Annotated in this window: 16 protein-coding genes; 8 read left to right on the plus strand and 8 right to left on the minus strand. The window is 72.1% G+C overall.

What is annotated here, in order from left to right; genetic code table 11:
• Positions 1–7 precede the first annotated feature (7 nt).
• The 3 genes from ACFYPR_RS12995 to ACFYPR_RS13005 all read right to left on the minus strand — a co-directional run bounded on the left by ACFYPR_RS12995 (position 8) and on the right by ACFYPR_RS13005 (position 3851).
• Positions 8–982: an ABC transporter substrate-binding protein gene (locus ACFYPR_RS12995; RefSeq protein ID WP_355066772.1), complete on the minus strand. Its 975-nt coding sequence runs from the start codon at positions 980–982 to the stop codon at positions 8–10.
• A 208-nt stretch (positions 983–1190) separates the two neighbouring features.
• A complete protein-coding gene (gene pobA, locus ACFYPR_RS13000) occupies positions 1191–2372 on the minus strand; it encodes a 4-hydroxybenzoate 3-monooxygenase (protein ID WP_355066771.1) in 1182 nt (393 codons plus the stop codon).
• 18 nt (positions 2373–2390) lie between these two features.
• Entirely contained in the window at positions 2391–3851 is a 1461-nt protein-coding gene (locus ACFYPR_RS13005) for a benzaldehyde dehydrogenase (RefSeq protein ID WP_355066770.1), read from the minus strand.
• 295 nt (positions 3852–4146) lie between these two features.
• On the opposite strand from ACFYPR_RS13005, the gene ACFYPR_RS13010 reads away from it, so the two are divergent.
• From ACFYPR_RS13010 to ACFYPR_RS13045, 8 genes are read left to right on the plus strand one after another with little or no spacing between them, the layout of a single operon-like run.
• The gene (locus ACFYPR_RS13010; protein WP_354857529.1) at positions 4147–4965 is read left to right on the plus strand and encodes a CoA transferase subunit A; all 819 of its coding nucleotides are present in this window, start codon (positions 4147–4149) and stop codon (positions 4963–4965) included.
• Between the two features lie 26 nt (positions 4966–4991).
• A complete protein-coding gene (locus ACFYPR_RS13015; RefSeq protein ID WP_354857527.1) occupies positions 4992–5762 on the plus strand; it encodes a CoA-transferase in 771 nt (256 codons plus the stop codon).
• Positions 5759–6508 (plus strand): protocatechuate 3,4-dioxygenase subunit beta, encoded by a 750-nt coding sequence (gene pcaH / locus ACFYPR_RS13020; protein WP_354857525.1) that lies wholly within the window; start codon positions 5759–5761, stop codon positions 6506–6508. The genes ACFYPR_RS13015 and pcaH overlap by 4 nt, the downstream gene beginning before the upstream one ends.
• Positions 6501–7073: a protocatechuate 3,4-dioxygenase subunit alpha gene (gene pcaG, locus ACFYPR_RS13025; RefSeq protein WP_354857522.1), complete on the plus strand. Its 573-nt coding sequence runs from the start codon at positions 6501–6503 to the stop codon at positions 7071–7073. The genes pcaH and pcaG overlap by 8 nt, the downstream gene beginning before the upstream one ends.
• Entirely contained in the window at positions 7048–8388 is a 1341-nt protein-coding gene (gene pcaB / locus ACFYPR_RS13030) for a 3-carboxy-cis,cis-muconate cycloisomerase (RefSeq protein WP_354857520.1), read from the plus strand. Before pcaG ends, pcaB begins: the two co-directional genes overlap by 26 nt.
• Positions 8385–9164 carry a 3-oxoadipate enol-lactonase gene (gene pcaD, locus ACFYPR_RS13035; RefSeq protein WP_387259954.1) on the plus strand — a complete coding sequence of 260 codons (780 nt, stop codon included), beginning with the start codon at positions 8385–8387 and terminating at the stop codon, positions 9162–9164. Before pcaB ends, pcaD begins: the two co-directional genes overlap by 4 nt.
• Complete coding sequence (gene pcaC / locus ACFYPR_RS13040; RefSeq protein ID WP_354857516.1) at positions 9161–9541, plus strand: 4-carboxymuconolactone decarboxylase; 381 nt, start codon at positions 9161–9163, stop codon at positions 9539–9541. The genes pcaD and pcaC overlap by 4 nt, the downstream gene beginning before the upstream one ends.
• Positions 9538–10365: an IclR family transcriptional regulator gene (locus ACFYPR_RS13045; RefSeq protein WP_355066766.1), complete on the plus strand. Its 828-nt coding sequence runs from the start codon at positions 9538–9540 to the stop codon at positions 10363–10365. Before pcaC ends, ACFYPR_RS13045 begins: the two co-directional genes overlap by 4 nt.
• On the opposite strand, the gene ACFYPR_RS13050 is transcribed toward ACFYPR_RS13045, so the two are convergent.
• The 5 genes from ACFYPR_RS13050 to uxaC all read right to left on the minus strand — a co-directional run bounded on the left by ACFYPR_RS13050 (position 10352) and on the right by uxaC (position 16037).
• Positions 10352–10996 (minus strand): DUF2306 domain-containing protein, encoded by a 645-nt coding sequence (locus ACFYPR_RS13050; protein ID WP_387259957.1) that lies wholly within the window; start codon positions 10994–10996, stop codon positions 10352–10354. The genes ACFYPR_RS13045 and ACFYPR_RS13050 overlap by 14 nt on opposite strands.
• A gap of 98 nt (positions 10997–11094) precedes the next feature.
• Positions 11095–11757 carry a response regulator transcription factor gene (locus ACFYPR_RS13055; RefSeq protein ID WP_354970927.1) on the minus strand — a complete coding sequence of 221 codons (663 nt, stop codon included), beginning with the start codon at positions 11755–11757 and terminating at the stop codon, positions 11095–11097.
• Positions 11754–12893: a sensor histidine kinase gene (locus ACFYPR_RS13060; protein ID WP_387259961.1), complete on the minus strand. Its 1140-nt coding sequence runs from the start codon at positions 12891–12893 to the stop codon at positions 11754–11756. The genes ACFYPR_RS13055 and ACFYPR_RS13060 overlap by 4 nt, the downstream gene beginning before the upstream one ends.
• A gap of 256 nt (positions 12894–13149) precedes the next feature.
• Positions 13150–14628: a mannitol dehydrogenase family protein gene (locus ACFYPR_RS13065; RefSeq protein ID WP_355066763.1), complete on the minus strand. Its 1479-nt coding sequence runs from the start codon at positions 14626–14628 to the stop codon at positions 13150–13152.
• Complete coding sequence (uxaC, locus tag ACFYPR_RS13070) at positions 14625–16037, minus strand: glucuronate isomerase (protein ID WP_387259964.1); 1413 nt, start codon at positions 16035–16037, stop codon at positions 14625–14627. The genes ACFYPR_RS13065 and uxaC overlap by 4 nt, the downstream gene beginning before the upstream one ends.
• Between the last annotated feature and the right edge of the window lie 38 nt (positions 16038–16075).

A 16075-nucleotide genomic window follows, 5' to 3' on the forward strand; every position in this document is an offset into this window, starting at 1 on the left:
GCGCCGGCTACTGCTGCTGGATGAGACGGTCGAAGTTGGGTTGCTTGTCGAGAACCTTGTACTTCTGCGCGAGTTCGGCGAGCGTCTGCAGGCTCGACCGGTCGACCTCCCAACCGAAGGCCGGCAGCCGCACCGACTCGGCCACCGGCGGGGGCAGCTGCAGGTTGTCCTTGATGGCCTGCCGCAGCGCCGCTTCGTTGGCGGGGTCCTTGGCCCACTCCAGCGTCTTCTTCATCGCCGCGGTGAAATCCTCGACCAGCTTGGCGTCCTTCTCGGTGCGTTCCTTTGTGGTGATGGTGGTGAGCGTGGTCAGGCCGGGCACCACCGCCTGGTAGGGCGCGACGACGAAGGTGTCGCCGCGGGCCTTCAGCTGGGTGACGAAGGGCTCCGGCACCCAGGCGGCGTCGATGTTGCCGGATTCGAGCTGGGCCGGGGCGTCCGGGAAGGCGACCTCGACGAACTTGATCTTCGTCGGGTCGCCGCCGTCCTTCTCGACCGCCGCCATGATCGTCACGTCGCCGGCCGCGCCCAGGCTGTTGACCGAGACCCGCTTGCCAGCGAGGTCGGCCGGCCGCTTGATGCCGGACTTCGCGGAGGCGACCACGGCGTTGATGTCGTCGCCGTCGGCGTACGAGGAGGCGTAGTTGCCGATGATGACGACGCCGAGGTCCCGCAGGTCGGCCCGGAACGGGCCGAAGGGCTGGCCGATCGCGAAGTCGATGTCGCCGTTCATGAGCGCCGGAATGGCCTGCGCGCCGCCCTGGGCGGGCAGCACCTCGACCTGGAGCCCGCGTTCGGCGAAGATGCCCGCCTTGACGCCGCCCCAGAGCGCGGCGGTCTCGGTGATGGGCAGCGCCGCGACGCGGACCTTGCGCAGGCCCCCCGAGGTCTGGTCGGACGGGTTGGACGCGTCGGAGTCGGTACATCCGGTGAGGGCGATCGCGGTAGCGGCGATCAGCCCGAGAGCCATGACCTTCTTCATTGACGAGGCCCTTCCTGGGCGGGGGTGGTGGGTGCGTCGGAAGTCGGCGGATGCCTCGGATCTGCAGGTGAACTACCGCTGCGTGGGGGCGCACGCCGCTGTGTTGGCCATGGTCAGTCACCCCGCCATTGAAAGTCAATAATTTCTGACGCCCGTCATGAATAAGTTGAACAACGCTCTGCTGTGGAGGCGTCGCACCGGCTCGCGCTCAGACCTCGGGCAGGCCCACGTAGTTCTCGGACAGGCTCCTGGCGTACGCCTCGGAGGTGGCGACGTACCTCAGCGTGGCGGTCTGCAGCTTCGTCTCGTACGGGTCGTCGCGCTCCAGCCGGTGCAGCATCGAGGTCATCCACCAGGAGAAGTGCTGGGCCCGCCAGACCCGGCGTAGCGCCGTGGCCGAGTAGGCGTCCAGCAGATCGGTGCGGCCCTCGCCGTACCACGCGGCGAACGCGTCCCCGAGCAGCGCGACGTCGGCGAGGGCGAGGTTCATGCCCTTCGCGCCGGTGGGTGGGACGATGTGCACGGCGTCCCCGGCCAGGAACAACCGCTCCCAGCGCATCGGCTCGACCACGAAGCTGCGCATCGGGGTGATGGACTTCTCCAGGATCGGCCCCTCGTTGAGCGACCATCCCGGCACCGTCTCCAACCGGGCCCGCAGCTCCGTCCAGATCCGCTCGTCCGGCCACGCTGCGATGTCCTCGTCCGGCGCGACCTGTAGATACAGCCGGGAGATCTCGGGGGAGCGCATGCTGTAGAGGGCGAAACCCCGTTCGTGGTTGGCGTAGATGAGTTCGTCCACCGCCGGCGCCGCGGCGGCGAGGACGCCCAACCAGGCAAAGGGGTACGCCCGCTCATAGGTGGTCAGCACCCCCTCGGGCACCGCAGCGCGGCTCACCCCGTGGAACCCGTCGCAGCCGGCCACGAAATCGCAGTGCAGCTCCTCGTCCCGCCCGTCCCGCCGAAAGTGGACGACCGGTGAGTCCGAGTCGAGACCGTCCAGGCGTACCGCGTCGGCCTCGAAGAGAATCGAGCCACCGGCCGCGAGTCGGGCGGCGATCAGGTCCTTGACCACCTCCTGCTGCCCGTAGACGGTGATCGCCCGCCCGGTCAGATCCGCCATCGGCACCCGGTGTGACTCCCCGGCGAAGCGCAGCTCAATGCCCTCGTGGCGCAGCCCCTCCCGTCGCAGCCGTTCACCGACGCCGCTGCGGCAGAGCAGGTCGACCGAGCCCTGTTCGAGGACCCCGGCCCGGAGCCGGTGCTCGACGTGGTCGCGGCTGCGGCTCTCCAGCACCACGGACTCGATCCCGCGCAGGTGCAGCAGGTGCGACAGCATGAGCCCGGCCGGCCCGGCGCCGACGATGCCGACCTGGGTACGCATTCCCGGCATGCTCCTCTCCTCCCGCTGTCAGAACGGGTACCGCGGAATGGCGCCCTGCACGGTGAGCCACTGGGTCTCGGTGAACGCCTCGACGTTCGCCGCGGGCCCACCGAACCGGGATCCGGTGCCGGACGCCCCCACCCCACCGAACGGCGCCACCGCCTCGTCGCTCACTGTCTGATCGTTGATGTGCACGATCCCGCTGGGGATCCGGTCGGCGAGGGCCATCGCCCTCATCACGTCACGGCTGAGGATCCCCAGCGACAGGCCGTACTCGGTCTGCCGGGCCAACTGCACGGCCTCGTCCTGGTCGGCGAAGGTGATCACCGGCGCAACCGGGCCGAAGACCTCCTGGGCGTACGCCGGGGTCGCGGGGGTGACGTCGGTGAGCACCGTCGGCCGATAGAACAGCCCCTCGTACGTGCCCCCGGCCGCCAGTCGGGCGCCCGCGTCGATGCTCGCCGTGACCAGTGCGTGGACCTTGTCGCGCTGACGCTCGTCGATGATCGGCCCGAGCGCCACCTGCTCCTTCGCCGGGTCGCCGACCGGCAGATGGTTCGCCTTCTCCGCCAGACGCTCGACGTACCGCTCGGACAGACTCTCGTGCACCAGGTGCCGGCCGGTGGTCATGCAGATCTGGCCCTGGTGCAGGAACGACCCCCAGGCGCCGGCGGAGACCGCGAGGTCCAGATCGGCGTCGTCGAGCACGATCAGCGCCGAGTTGCCGCCGAGTTCGAGATGTGCGCGTTTGAGGTGGCGTGCCGCCGCCTCGCCGACCTTGCGGCCGGCGGCGGTCGACCCGGTGAAGCTGATCACCCGTACGTTTGGGTCGGCCACCAGCGCCTCCCCGACCTCGACCCCGCCGGGAAGGACGTGCAGCAGCCCGTCGGGCAGGCCGGCCTCCTCGAAGACCCGGGCGATCGAGACACCGCCGCAGACCGCGGTGCGCGGATCGGGCTTGAGCACCACGGCGTTGCCCAGGGCCAGCGCCGGGGCGACGGAACGGGTGGCCAGGATGAGCGGGAAGTTGAACGGGGCGATGACCCCGACGACGCCGACGGGCAACCGGCGAGCCAGGCTGAGCCGCGGTTGCGCGCTCGGGATGATCTCGCCGAGCGGGTGCGAGGCCAGCGCCGCCGCCTCGTAGCACTCCTGCGCCGCGGTGTCGGTCTCGACGCCGGCCTTGGGTGGGATGGACCCGGACTCCCGCACGATCCAGTCGCCGATCTCGGCGGCGTGCTGCTCGAACAGCTGCCCGGCCCGGCGCAGCACAGCGGCCCGTTCGGCGTAGCCGGTGGCGGCCCAGGCGCGCTGGGCGGCGGCGGCGCGAGCGCAGGCGCGCGTCACGTCCTCGGCGTTCGCCAGGCCGACCTGGCCGATTTCCTCGCCGGTGGCGGGGGATCGCACGGGTGCCGTGCCGCCGGCCGGTTCCACCCAGCCGTCGCTGTGCAGGGTGCCCTGCCAGGTCGTGACGTCCAGCAGTGTCATGGCGGTCCTCCTCGGAGCGTGGGGCCGGTGGGCCGGCCCGGGGTGACCGGGCGGACTTCCGCTCACGAAGGGCCCGGAGTTGTTCGCTTACCGAACGGCCGTTCTCTCCATGAACGTTGGCACGTGGTCCGGCTCGCGTCAACGCATCGCCGGGCGTGATTGCCGGGCACTGTGGACGGCGGTCCCGCCTGTCGTTGACGGATGTCGTTCCCCGTCGTACGTTCGAGATGAGTACGGCAGTCCGCATAGCGAACGGCTGGCGGCAGCACGGTTCGGGCAGGAGGCGGGGAGGCCCATGGCGAAGCTCGTCTCGCTGACCGACGGCGTGGCGCACCTGGTTCGCGACGGCGACGTGGTGGCCCTGGAAGGGTTCACGCACCTCATTCCGTTCGCCGCCGGCCACGAGATCATCCGCCAGGGACGGCAGGATCTGACCCTCGTGCGGATGACCCCCGACGTCATCTACGACCAGCTCATCGGGGCGGGCTGCGCCCGTCGCCTGGTCTTCTCCTGGGGTGGCAACCCGGGCGTCGGGTCGCTGCACCGCTTCCGGGACGCCGTGCAGCACGCCTGGCCACGTCCACTCGACCTGGAGGAGCACAGTCACGCGGGCATGGCCAACCGGTACGTCGCCGGGGCGTCCGGGCTGCCGTTCGCCGTCCTGCGCGGCTACACCGGCACCGACCTGCCTCAGCACACCACCAACATCCGGCCCATCACCTGCCCGTTCACCGGCGAGACGCTGACCGCCGTCCCCGCCCTGCGTCCGGACGTGACTGTGGTGCACGCCCAGCGCGCCGACCGCAACGGCAACGTGCAGATGTGGGGCATCACCGGCGTGCAGAAGGAGGCGGTGCTCGCCGCCCACCGGTCACTGGTCACCGTCGAGGAGATCGTGGACGAGTTGGAACCCGTACCCGGGCAGGTGATCCTGCCCGGCTGGGCGGTCACCGCGGTGGCCGAGGTGCCCGGCGGCGCGCACCCCTCCTACGCCCACGGCTACTCGGTGCGGGACAACGACTTCTACCGGGACTGGGACGCCGTCAGCCGGCACCGCGACACCTTCCGGGCCTGGCTGGACGAGCACGTGCACAAGGCCGGCGCGGCGGCATGAGTCAGCCCGGCGAGCGAGGGAATGCGATGGCGGACTGGACCGCGGACGAGATGATGACCGTCGCCGCCGCACGGCAACTACGCGACGGCACCGCCTGCTTCGTCGGGATCGGGCTGCCCAGCACCGCGGCGAACCTCGCCCGGGCGACCCACGCCCCGAACCTGGTGCTCATCTACGAATCCGGGTGCCTCGGCGCGAAGCCGGACCGGCTTCCGCTCTCCATCGGAGACGGGATCCTCGCCGACACCGCTGACGCGGTCGTCTCGGTGCCCGAGGTGTTCAACTACTGGCTCCAGCCCGGCCGGATCGACGTGGGCTTCCTCGGCGCCGCGCAGCTCGACCGCTACGGCAACATCAACACCACTGTCGTCGGCGGCGACTACGACGCCCCGACGGTCCGGCTACCCGGCGCCGGTGGCGCCCCGGAGATCGCCGCCTCCTGCGGCGAGGTCGTGGTGATCGTCCGGCAGGACCTCCGGACGTTCACCGAACGGGTCGACTTCGTCACCTCGGTCGGGTACGGGACGGGTCCGGGCGACCGGGAGCGACTCGGTCTGCGGGGCGGAGGCCCCCGAGTGGTGATCACCGACCTCGGCGTCCTCGAACCGGACCCGGTCACCTGCGAACTCACACTGACCCACCTGCACCCCGGCGTGACCCGGGAGCAGGCGCGGGCGGCCACCGGCTGGGACCTCGCCGTCGCCGAGGGACTGGCCACCGGTGCGCCGCCGACGGCACGCGAACTCGCGGTGCTGCGGGCGCTGGGGGCGACGAAGTCCGACGGGAGACGACAATGACCACTCAGGACACCGAGGCCGACAGTGGTCTGGTGCTACCGCGGTACCGGCGCGACGATGTCGACGCCCACCCACCCCTGCTCAGCCCCGGCTACAAGTCGACAGTGGCGCGGGCGCCGAGACACCCACTGGTCTACCTGCCGCAGCGGCTGACCGAGATCACCGGGCCGTTGCTGGGGGAGGGGCGGCTCGGTGCGCTCGACCACGACCTGACCCGCCAGCACGACGGCGAGCCGCAGGGACAGCGGATCATCGTGCACGGGCGGGTCCGCGACGGTGACGGCCGACCGGTACCCCACACGCTTGTCGAGATCTGGCAGGCCAACGCCGCCGGTCGGTACCGCGACGCACGGGACACCTGGCCGGCGCCACTCGACCCCCACTTCGAGGGGGTGGGCCGGGCGCTCACCGACGACCAGGGGCGCTACCGGTTCATCACCGTGCAACCCGGCGCCTACCCCTGGCGTAACCACGACAACGCCTGGCGGCCGGCGCACATCCACTTCTCCCTCTTCGGTCGCGCGTTCACCCAGCGGCTGGTGACGCAGATGTACTTCCCGGGCGACCCGCTCTTCTTCCAGGACCCGATCTTCAACTCGGTCCGCGACCCGAAGGCCCGGGAACGGATGATCGCCCGGTACGACCACGCCAGCACCGCACCGGAGTGGGCGCTGGCGTACGAATTCGACATCGTGCTGCGCGGCCGGGAGAGCACTCCTTTCGAGGACGAGGACGACGATGAGTGAGCAGTTGGGCGTCATGCCCGCGCAGACCGTCGGGCCGTACCTGCACATCGGTCTGCGCTGGCCCGACGGCCCGTACGTGGTGCCCGAGGGCACGCCGGGCGCGTTCTGGATCAGCGGTCGGATCGTCGACGGCACCGGGACGCCCGTGGTCGACGCGATGGTGGAGAGCTGGCAGGCCGACCCGGAGGGCCGGTTCGACCATCCGGACGACCCTCGGGGTGCCCGGCCGTCCGCGCTCGCGGGTTTTCGCGGATTCGGGCGAAGCGAGACCGACGGGCTGGGGTGGTACCGGCTGCTGACCGTCAAGCCGGGTGCGCTGCCCGAGCCGGACGGCGGCACCGAAGCACCCCACCTGACCCTGTCGGTCTTCGGGCGTGGGCTGCTGCACCGCCTCGTCACCCGGCTCTACTTCCCCGACGAGTCGACGGCGAACGCCGCCGACCCCGTGCTGCGCAGCGTCGACGCCGACCGCCGTGACACCCTGCTGGCCAGTCCCGCCCCGGACGGGTTCCGGTTCGACATCCACCTTCAGGGCGACCGTGAGACCGTCTTCTTCGCCCTCTGACGGTCTGCTCGGCGGCCTCTCCGGCGCCCCGGACGTCGACGCGGAACTCAGCGACCCGGCAGTGCTCCAGGCGATGCTCGACGTGGAGGCCGCGCTCGCCCGGGCCGCGGCGGACGCCGGCATCGTGCCCGTACCGGCGGCCGAGGCGATCGCCGAGCAGTGCCGCGCCGAGCGGTACGACCCGGCGGCGCTCGGCCGGGCCGCCGACGCCACCGGCAACCCGGTCGTCCCGCTCGTGGGCGAGCTGACCGCGGCCGTGCCGGAGCACGCCCGGGCCTGGGTGCATTCCGGAGCGACCAGCCAGGATGTGCTGGACACCGCGCTGGTCCTGGTGGCGGTGCGGGCGCTCGGGCCGCTGCTGGCTCAGCTCGACGTGGCAGTGGACGCCGCCGCCCGGCTGGCCGACGCGCACCGGGACACCGTGATGGTCGCCCGGACACTCGGGCAGCAGGCGGCACCCAGCACGTTCGGACTCAAGGCCGCGGGCTGGTTGACCGGTCTGGTCCAGGCGCGGGACCGACTGCGTCAGGCCCGCGCCGCACAGCCCGCGCAACTCGGTGGCGCGGTCGGCACCCTGGCCGCGTTCGGCCCGGCCGGTGCCGAGGTCACCGAGCGGTTCGCGGCGCACCTGGGCCTCCCGCCGAGCCCGCTGCCCTGGCACACCCGCCGTCAACCCTGGCTCGATCTGGCCGCCGCCCTCGGTGGGCTCCTGGTGGCCGCCGGCAAGATCGCGCTCGACGTCGGGTTGCTCGCCCAGAACGAGGTGGGTGAGGTCGCCGAGGGCGGCACCGGACGAGGTGGCTCCTCGGCCATGCCGCACAAGCGCAACCCGGTGGACTCGATCCTCGTCACGGCCGCGGCGCGACGCGGTCCGGGTCTCGTCGCCACCCTGTTCGCCACGGCGGTGCAGGAGCACGAGCGGGCCGCGGGCGGCTGGCACGCCGAGTGGGAGCCGCTGCTCGATCTGCTGCACGTGACCGGTGGCGCCACCGCCCGGTGCGCCCGGATGCTGACCGGGCTCCAGGTCCGCCCGGAGCGGATGCGGGAGAACCTCGACGCGACCGACGGCCTCCTGCTCGCCGAGGCGGTTGCCGCGCGCCTGGCACCCGCAGTCGGCCGCCGCGTCGCCCACGACCTGGTGACCCGCGCCGCCGCCGAACCCTCGTTCCGCGCCGCGCTGCTCGCCGACCCCGAGGTCCGCGCCCACCTGTCCGATACGGAGCTGGCCGAGGCGCTCGACCCGTACCGCTGGCTCGGCTCGGCCGGCCGGTTCGTCGACAGTGCCCTGGCCGCCGTCCGGGGAGCGGGCGGATGACCACCCGGTTGCACCTCACCGTCGACGGCCCGGCCGCCGCGCCGGTGCTGCTGCTGGGCAGCTCCCTCGGCACCGCCGCCGCCATGTGGGAACCGCAGGTGCCGGCGCTCGCCCAACGGTTCCGGGTCATCCGGTACGACCACCTGGGCCACGGCCGCTCGGCGGTGCCGCCCGGACCGTACACGCTGGACCTGCTGGGCCGGGAGTTGCTGCGGACGCTTGACGACCTCGACGTGCCGTGGGTCCACTACGCGGGGTTGTCCCTCGGAGGCATGGTGGGCATGTGGCTCGCCACGTACGCGCCCGATCGGCTGCGGCGGCTGGCGCTGCTCTGCACGTCGGCGTCGCTCGGCCCACCCGAGCAGTGGCGGGAACGAGCCGCGACGGTACGGGCCGAGGGCCTGCCGGCGATCGCCGACGCGGTGGTGGCCCGCTGGTTCACCCCGGCCTTCGCCGCCGCGCGGCCGGAGGTGATCGCCACCCACCGCGCCCTGCTCACCGCGACGTCGCCGGCCGGATACGCCGCCTGCTGCGAGGCGATAGCCGCGATGGACCTCCGACCCGACCTCGGCCGGGTCGCCGCGCCGACGCTTGTCATCGCCGGAGCGGACGACCCGGCCACCCCGGTGGAGCACGCCCGCGACATCGTCGGTCGCATCCCGGGGGCCCGGCTGGCCGTGGTCGACGCGGCGGCGCACCTGGCCAACGTCGAGCAACCCGAGCAGGTGTGCCGACTCCTGTTGGAACACTTCCACGAGGGACGTGGTGACGGATGAACGACCGCGAGCGGCACGAGGCGGGCATGACGGTACGTCGACAGGTGCTGGGTGACGCGCACGTGGACCGGGCGATCGCCGGCACTGACGAGTTCACCGCCGACTTCCAGGACTTCATCACCCGCTACGCCTGGGGTGAGGTGTGGAGCCGGCCGGGCCTCGACCGGCGGACCCGTAGCTGCGTCACCCTCGCCGTGCTCGCCACCCTGCACCACGAGGAGGAGTTGGCGATGCATGTCCGGGCCGCGCTGCGCAACGGGCTCCGCCCCGAGGAGGTGGCGGAGGTCCTGCTCCAGGTCGGCGTCTACGCTGGTGTACCGGCGGCGAACCGGGCGTTCAAGGTGGCCCGGGAGACCCTGCGGCAGGAGGCCGGGTGAGCGTGAGCGAGGAGGCGACGAGGTCGCCGGAGTTCGTTCAGTCGCTGGAGCGCGGCCTCGCGGTGATCCGGGCGTTCGACGGCGAACATCCGCAGCTCACGCTCAGCGAGGTGGCCAGACGGACCGGGCTGACCCGGGCCGCGGCACGCCGGTTCCTGCTCACCCTGGTCGAGCTGGGCTACGTGCACACCGACGGCCGGCTCTTCTCGCTGCGGGCCCGGATCCTCGAACTCGGCTACGCGTACCTGTCCAGCCTGAGCCTGCCCGAGGTCGCGCAACGGCACATGGAGGCGCTGGTCGCGCAGGTGCGTGAGTCCTGCTCGGTGTCGGTGCTCGACGGCGACGAGGTGGTCTACGTCGCCCGCGTGCCCACCAAGCGGATCATGACGGTGGGGATCAGCGTCGGCACCCGGTTCCCCGCGTACGCCACCTCGATGGGCCGGGTGCTGCTCGCCGCGCAACCGGTCGAGTGGCTGGACGACTACCTCGCCGCCGCGCAGCTGCGGCCGCTGACCCGGCGCACCGTCACCGACCCGGTCAAGCTGCGCGCCGTCCTGACGAAGATCGCCGCCCAGGGGTACGCCATCGTGGACCAGGAGTTGGAGGAGGGGCTGCGTTCGGTGGCCGCGCCGATCCACGGCGAGAACGGGTCGGTGATCGCCGCGGTGAACGTCTCCGCGCACGCCAGCCGGGGGTCCTTCGAGATGATCCGTCGAGAGCTGCTCCCGCCGCTGCTGGCCGCCGCGAAGCGGATCGAGGAGGACATCCGGGGCGGCCTGAGCCGGACACCGACGGCTGACGCGCGCGGGCTCAGCTCAGCTTGAGGGCCGGCGCGGTGACGACCCGGGCCGGACGGCGCAGGTACCACTCGGCCACCGCAAGGTTGATCACCCAACCGGCGACCACCAGGCCGGCCCGCAGGTTCCCGTCGGGCTGTTCGCCGGTCGCGAGCAGGTACGGCGCGTGGGTGAACGCCTGGGTGCCGGCACCGAGGCCGATCGCGTAGCCACGCACCATCCACCTGCGGTGCCGGGCGATGTCCCGGCGGAGCACGGCGGCGAGACCGACCAGGATCGAGCTCGCCATGGCCGAGCCGAATATGAGCCGCATACCGGCGAGCACGTCGTTGTCATGGGCCGGCAGATCGTACGCGACGGCCATCCACAGGCCGGTGAACGCGACAGTCAGCCCACAGGGGACGAGCACCCGTCCGGCCCGGCGGTGCCAGCCGTGCCGGCGCAGACGGGGTACGAACTGGAACGCGCCGAGGATCGTGTACACCACTGCGCCGACGATGTGCAGCACCACCGGCAGCGGATCGGCGACGAAGCGCGCGTTCGCCGGGGTGACCCCCGGTCCGCTGCCCAGCTCGGTGAGCCGCCCCGCGCCGGCGAGCATCGGTATCAGGCCCAGCAGGATCAACGCGGCCGGTAGCCGCCACTCGCGCATCGTCATGCCGTCGATGGTGGACGCCGCACCCGCCCCCGCTCATCGGCAGATGGGCCGCGACCGGGTCGGCCCAGGGTCGGGTGCCGTCGTCGTACTTCCGCCGGTCAAAAGCGCCTCCGGCCGCGGTTGGTCTCGTACGCCCACATCGCCACCTCGACCCGGTTACGCACACCCAGCTTGGTCATCAGGCTGGTGACGTGCGACTTGACGGTGCTCAACGTGATGTACAGCTCGTCGGCGATCTCCTGGTTGGTGCGTCCCCGCGCGACGGCGACCAGGACCTGTTCCTCCCGGTCGGTGAGCGCCTCGATGGGCTGCTGGCGCGGCGCGGCCGGATCCGCGTCGGCGAACGCCTTCAGCAGCCGCGTGGTGACGCTCGGCGCGATCAGCGCATCCCCGTTGGCGGCGGCGTGCACGGCCTGGCTGAGCAGGTCGGGACCGGCCTCCTTGAGCAGGAAGCCGCGGGCACCGGCCCGCAGCGCCGCGTACACGTACTCGTCGAGGTCGAAGGTCGTGATGACGACCACCGCGAGCGGCTCCGGGACCGTCGGCCCGGCGAGCGCCCGGGTCGCCTCGATGCCGTCCATGCCCGGCATCCGGATGTCGAACAGACACACGTCGGGGCGGAGCCGACGGGCGAGCTCGACGGCCTGCCGGCCGTCGCCGGCCCCACCGACGACCTCGATGCCGGGTTGGGTGTTCAGGATGATGGTGAGGCCGGTGCGGACGATCTCCTGGTCGTCCGCCACCAGCACGCGAACCGTCACGCGCCGACCCCCTCGCGCGGAAGCACGGCCGTGACGGTCCACCCACGGTCGGGGTTGGGGCCGGCCTCGCAGGTGCCGCCGAGCAGGTCGGCGCGCTCCATCATGCCCACCAGGCCGAAGCCGGGCGAGCCGGTCGGGCGGGCGGCACCGGCCTCGCCGTCGTCGCTGACCCGCAGCCGCACTGACGTGTCGTCGGCCGCGACGCTGACCTCGATGCGGGTGGCGTGGCGCGCGTGGCGACGGGCGTTGGTGACCGACTCCTGGGCCAGCCGGTACAGCGCGGAGCCGACCGTGGGTGGCAGGTCGCCGAGGTCGCCGCGCAGATCCACGTCGACGGTCGGCCCGGTGCGGAACTGGCCGGCGAGCCGTTCGATGTCGGCGACCTGCGGGTTGGGCCCCAGGTCGGCGGGCTGATCGCGGCGCAGGACGCGGACCATGGCGCGCATCTCGGCAAGCGCACGGGACGCCTCGGCCTCGATGGTGTGCAGCGCCTCGACTGCGGCACCCGGCTGGCTCGCCGAGGCGGCGATGCCGGCCTGGGCGCGGATCGCCATCGCGGACACGTGGTGGGCCACCGTGTCGTGCAGGTCCCGGGCGAGCCGTTCCCGCTCCAACAGCTTCACCTGATCGAGCTCGCGCAGTCGGGCGGCGGCGCGGAAGCGGATCGCGGCACCCAGCGTGGCGGCGGCGAACATCACCGCGAAGCCGGCGACCAGTTCGCCGCCGTCGATCGAGCCGACCAGGCCGGCGGCGATCACCTTGGCCACCACGAAGAACGAACCGAGCACGGCGTCCCGGCCGGAGCCCCAGCGGAACAGCGCGTAGGTCAGCAGGACCAGGAAGCTCGCCGTGAACAGCTGGCAGGGATCACCGGGCAGCACGTACGGGGCGACCGTCGTGCAGCCGAACGCGATCACCACCATCGGCAGCGGCCTGGTCCGCCGCCACAGGATCGTGGGCAGCAGCGCGAGCGCGACGACGACGCAGCCCACCCGCCACGGCAGATCGGGCCGGAAGATTCCTTCCACCACGATCGCCGGAGCGAGGACCACGATCAACGCCCAGTCGCGCCAGACCCGGGCCGGGGTGGGGGAGACACGCGGCTCGGCCAACACCGCGTGCAGGCGAGAGTGCATGGGTTTCATCGTACGAACGGTGGTGCGACTCCAGATCGTCCCAAAGTACGACCGGGTGGGCGCCGTTGTTGGTCGACGGTTCGATTACGGGAGCTGGAGTTTGGCGCGGACGGCCGCGGCGTCCGGGTGGTCGAGGGCCGTGAGGATGTCCAGTGCCGCTGCCAGTCGGCCCGGCCGGAGGTGGGGTCGCCGAGCGCGTGCCGGGTGTCGCCGAGCCGGCTGAGGGTGTCCGTACCGCTGCTGCGGTAGGCCCGGGCTACGCCAGCAGCCCTGCCGCCGCCGAGACGCCACGCAACCGGAGGGTGTCGAGTGCCGTCGCGACATCGTCGAGGAAATCGTCCTGCAGGACGGCGGGCAGGGGAGCGACGCCCTGCGACCCGTACACGCGCTCGACGAGAGCCCGTGGCTCGCGACCGGCATCGAGCGCTTCGTCGATGCGGGCCGCGTTGGGGTCGTCGAGGACCGTGCCGGGCTGCTCGGCGTAGTGCAGCCACGTCGCCAGCGTGAGCGCCGAGACACGGGCGTCGGCCCCGCCGGCCACGAGATCGCTCGCGGTGGAGCCGACGCGGGTCGGCAGCTTGAGGGAGCCGTCGGCGGCCACCTTGCCGAGCCGGTACGCGATACCGTCGTTGGCGAACCGGCTGACGACGTCGTCGCGGTACGTGGCGAGATCCAGCCCCTCCGGCAGCTCACACAGCGACCGGCCCGCCTCGTCGAGCCAGGCGTCGAGCAGCTGGCGGATCCAGGCCACCCGCATGACCTCGGAGACGGTCTCCCGGCCGTCGAGCAGCCCGACGTAGCTGACCAGGGAGTGGCCGCCGTTGAGAAGCCGCAGCTTGACGTCGCTCCACGGCTGGATGTCCTTGACCAGCCGCACCTCGTCAGCCGGCCACTGCGGGTGGCCGGCGGCGAAGTCGTCCTCGATCACCCACAGGCCGTACCTCTCCGCGGTCACCAGCGCGTCGTCGCGGTAGCCGAGGCGCTGCGTAAGGACGTGCGCGTCGGCCTCCGTCGTACCCGGCACGATGCGGTCGACAAGCGTGTTCGGGAACCGCACGTGCCGCGACATCCACGACGCGACCTCGGCGGCGCGGTGGGAGCTCCAGCGCTCCAGGAACTGCAGGCACAGGTCGTGCAGCAGCTCGCCGCCCCTCGGTACGTTGTCGCAGCACAGCACGGTGACCCCGGGGTCGCCGCGGTCGGCGCGCCGGGCGAAGCCGCCCACCAGCTGGCCGACGACGCTGCGGTGCGGCCGCGGGTCGGCGAGGTCCTGGGCCACCAACGGTGAGTCGGTGATCAGCGTCCGCGACGAAAGCGCCGCCGCGTACCCCTTCTCCGTCACGGTGGCCGAGATGATGCGTGTGGTCGGCGCCGACAGGGTGGCCAGCAGGGCCTCCGGCTGCGACGCGGCGTGCAGCACCGACGTCACGGATCCCACGACCCGCGCGTCGAGCTGCTCGCCGCCGTTCCGGGTGACCACGGTGAACAGGCAGTCCTGCGGTCGCATCCGGTCCACGACGTCCGTGCTGCGCTGGGTCACCCCGGCGATGCCCCAGCCGGCGTCGGCGACGTCGGTCGCGGCGTCGGTCATCGCGGCCTGGTGCGCGCGGTGGAACGCCCCGATGCCCAGGTGCACGATTCCGGTGGTCAGGCCGGCCGGGTCGTACGCCGGGCGGGCCGCGGTGGTCACGCCGGGCAGCGTCCGTCGGGACAGCCGCGGCAGTGCGGCGTTCACGTCCGGTCCGGGAGGTAGACCTCGCGCGCCTGGTCACGCGTCCAGAGCCGGGCGATCTCGTGTGCCTCGTCGAGATCGAGGCGGTGCTGCGCCACCAGTTCAGCGAGGAAGCCGCAGTCCATCCGCCGGGCCATGTCGTGGCGGGCCGGGATGGAGGTGAAGCAGCGCGCGTCGTCGTTGAAGCCGGCGCCGTTGTAGAAGCCGGCCGTCTCGGTGACGAGATCGCGGTGCCGGCGCATGCCGCCCGGGCTGTCGAAGAACCACCACGGTGCGCCGATGCGCAGCGCCGGGTAGTGCGCCGCCATCGGCGCCAGCTCGCGAGCCAGCGTGGTCTCGTCGAGGGTGAAGACCACGAGGGTGAAGTTCGCGACGTTGCCGTAGGCGTTCAGCAGCTCCTCGAGGCCGTGCACGAAGTTCACCGGGTGCGGGATGTCGGCGCCGATGTCCGGCCCGTGGTCGCGGAACATGGCGCGGTCGTGGTTGCGGGTCGACCCGGGATGCAGCTGCATCACCAGGCCGTCGTCCACACTCATCTGAGCCAGCTCCATGAGCATGTGCGACCGGAACAGCTCGGCCTCGTCCTGGCTCACCGGACCCCGCAGACGTCGGCGGTACAGGTCGCGCACGACGCGGTCGGCGGCGCGGGCGGCGTGCGGGTGCACCGGGCCGTGGTCGGTCGCCGTCGCCCCGAGACGGATGAAGTCCTGCCGCCGGATGCGCAGGGCCTCCAGGTAGCCGTCGAAGGTCGACGTGTCGGTGTCGGCGACCTCGGCGAGCTGCTGCACCGACCGCACCCAGTCCGGCTTTTCCAGGTCGACCACCGCGTCCGGCCGGAAAGTCGGCACGACCGGGCCGTGCCAGTCGCCGTTCTGCAACTTCTCGTGGGCCGTCAGCGGCTGGTGCGGCGCGTCGGTGGTGGCGAGGAACTCCACCCCGAAGCGGCGGAACAGAGCCCGCGGCCGGAACTCAGGCGTGGCCAGCAGGGCGCTGAGATCATCGAACAGCCGGTCGGCGGTGTCCGGGCCGAGGGGAGTGTCCAGGCCGAACACCTCGACCAACTGCTGCTCGATCCACACCCGGGTGGGCGTACCGCGGAACAGGTGCCAGTTGGCGGCGAAGACACGCCACGCCTCGCGCGGCGAGGCGGCCGTGACGCCGGCGGGCCCGGCCAGGCCGAGCTGCGCCGGGGACAGCCCCTGCGACATCAGGATTCGCTGAACGTAGTGGTCCGACTCCACGAACAGCTGGTACGGGTCCTGGAAGGGGCGGTCCTCCGCCAGCACCCACGGGTCGATGTGCGTGTGCGGACAGAACAGGGGCAGTGCGCGGACCGCCTCGTACAGCTCGCGGGCGATCGCCCGTGCACCCTCGCCCGCCGGCAGCAGGCGATCCGGATGGAGCCCGGTCATCACAGTCCTTTCTCGACACCCTCAGCGACTCGGTCGAC

The organism is Micromonospora sp. NPDC005254 (assembly GCF_042872525.1).
Lineage (GTDB): Bacteria > Actinomycetota > Actinomycetes > Mycobacteriales > Micromonosporaceae > Micromonospora.

Coding starts and splice junctions, on each gene's coding strand:
- ACFYPR_RS13050 (WP_387259957.1), bottom strand. CDS start 10,996: ATGACGATGCGCGAGTGGCGGCTACCGGCCGCGTTGATCCTGCTGGGC.
- ACFYPR_RS12995 (WP_355066772.1), bottom strand. CDS start 982: ATGAAGAAGGTCATGGCTCTCGGGCTGATCGCCGCTACCGCGATCGCC.
- pcaG (WP_354857522.1), top strand. CDS start 6,501: ATGAGTGAGCAGTTGGGCGTCATGCCCGCGCAGACCGTCGGGCCGTAC.
- pcaC (WP_354857516.1), top strand. CDS start 9,161: ATGAACGACCGCGAGCGGCACGAGGCGGGCATGACGGTACGTCGACAG.
- ACFYPR_RS13010 (WP_354857529.1), top strand. CDS start 4,147: ATGGCGAAGCTCGTCTCGCTGACCGACGGCGTGGCGCACCTGGTTCGC.
- pcaD (WP_387259954.1), top strand. CDS start 8,385: ATGACCACCCGGTTGCACCTCACCGTCGACGGCCCGGCCGCCGCGCCG.
- pcaH (WP_354857525.1), top strand. CDS start 5,759: ATGACCACTCAGGACACCGAGGCCGACAGTGGTCTGGTGCTACCGCGG.
- ACFYPR_RS13015 (WP_354857527.1), top strand. CDS start 4,992: ATGGCGGACTGGACCGCGGACGAGATGATGACCGTCGCCGCCGCACGG.
- ACFYPR_RS13060 (WP_387259961.1), bottom strand. CDS start 12,893: ATGCACTCTCGCCTGCACGCGGTGTTGGCCGAGCCGCGTGTCTCCCCC.
- pobA (WP_355066771.1), bottom strand. CDS start 2,372: ATGCCGGGAATGCGTACCCAGGTCGGCATCGTCGGCGCCGGGCCGGCC.
- ACFYPR_RS13005 (WP_355066770.1), bottom strand. CDS start 3,851: ATGACACTGCTGGACGTCACGACCTGGCAGGGCACCCTGCACAGCGAC.
- uxaC (WP_387259964.1), bottom strand. CDS start 16,037: ATGACCGGGCTCCATCCGGATCGCCTGCTGCCGGCGGGCGAGGGTGCA.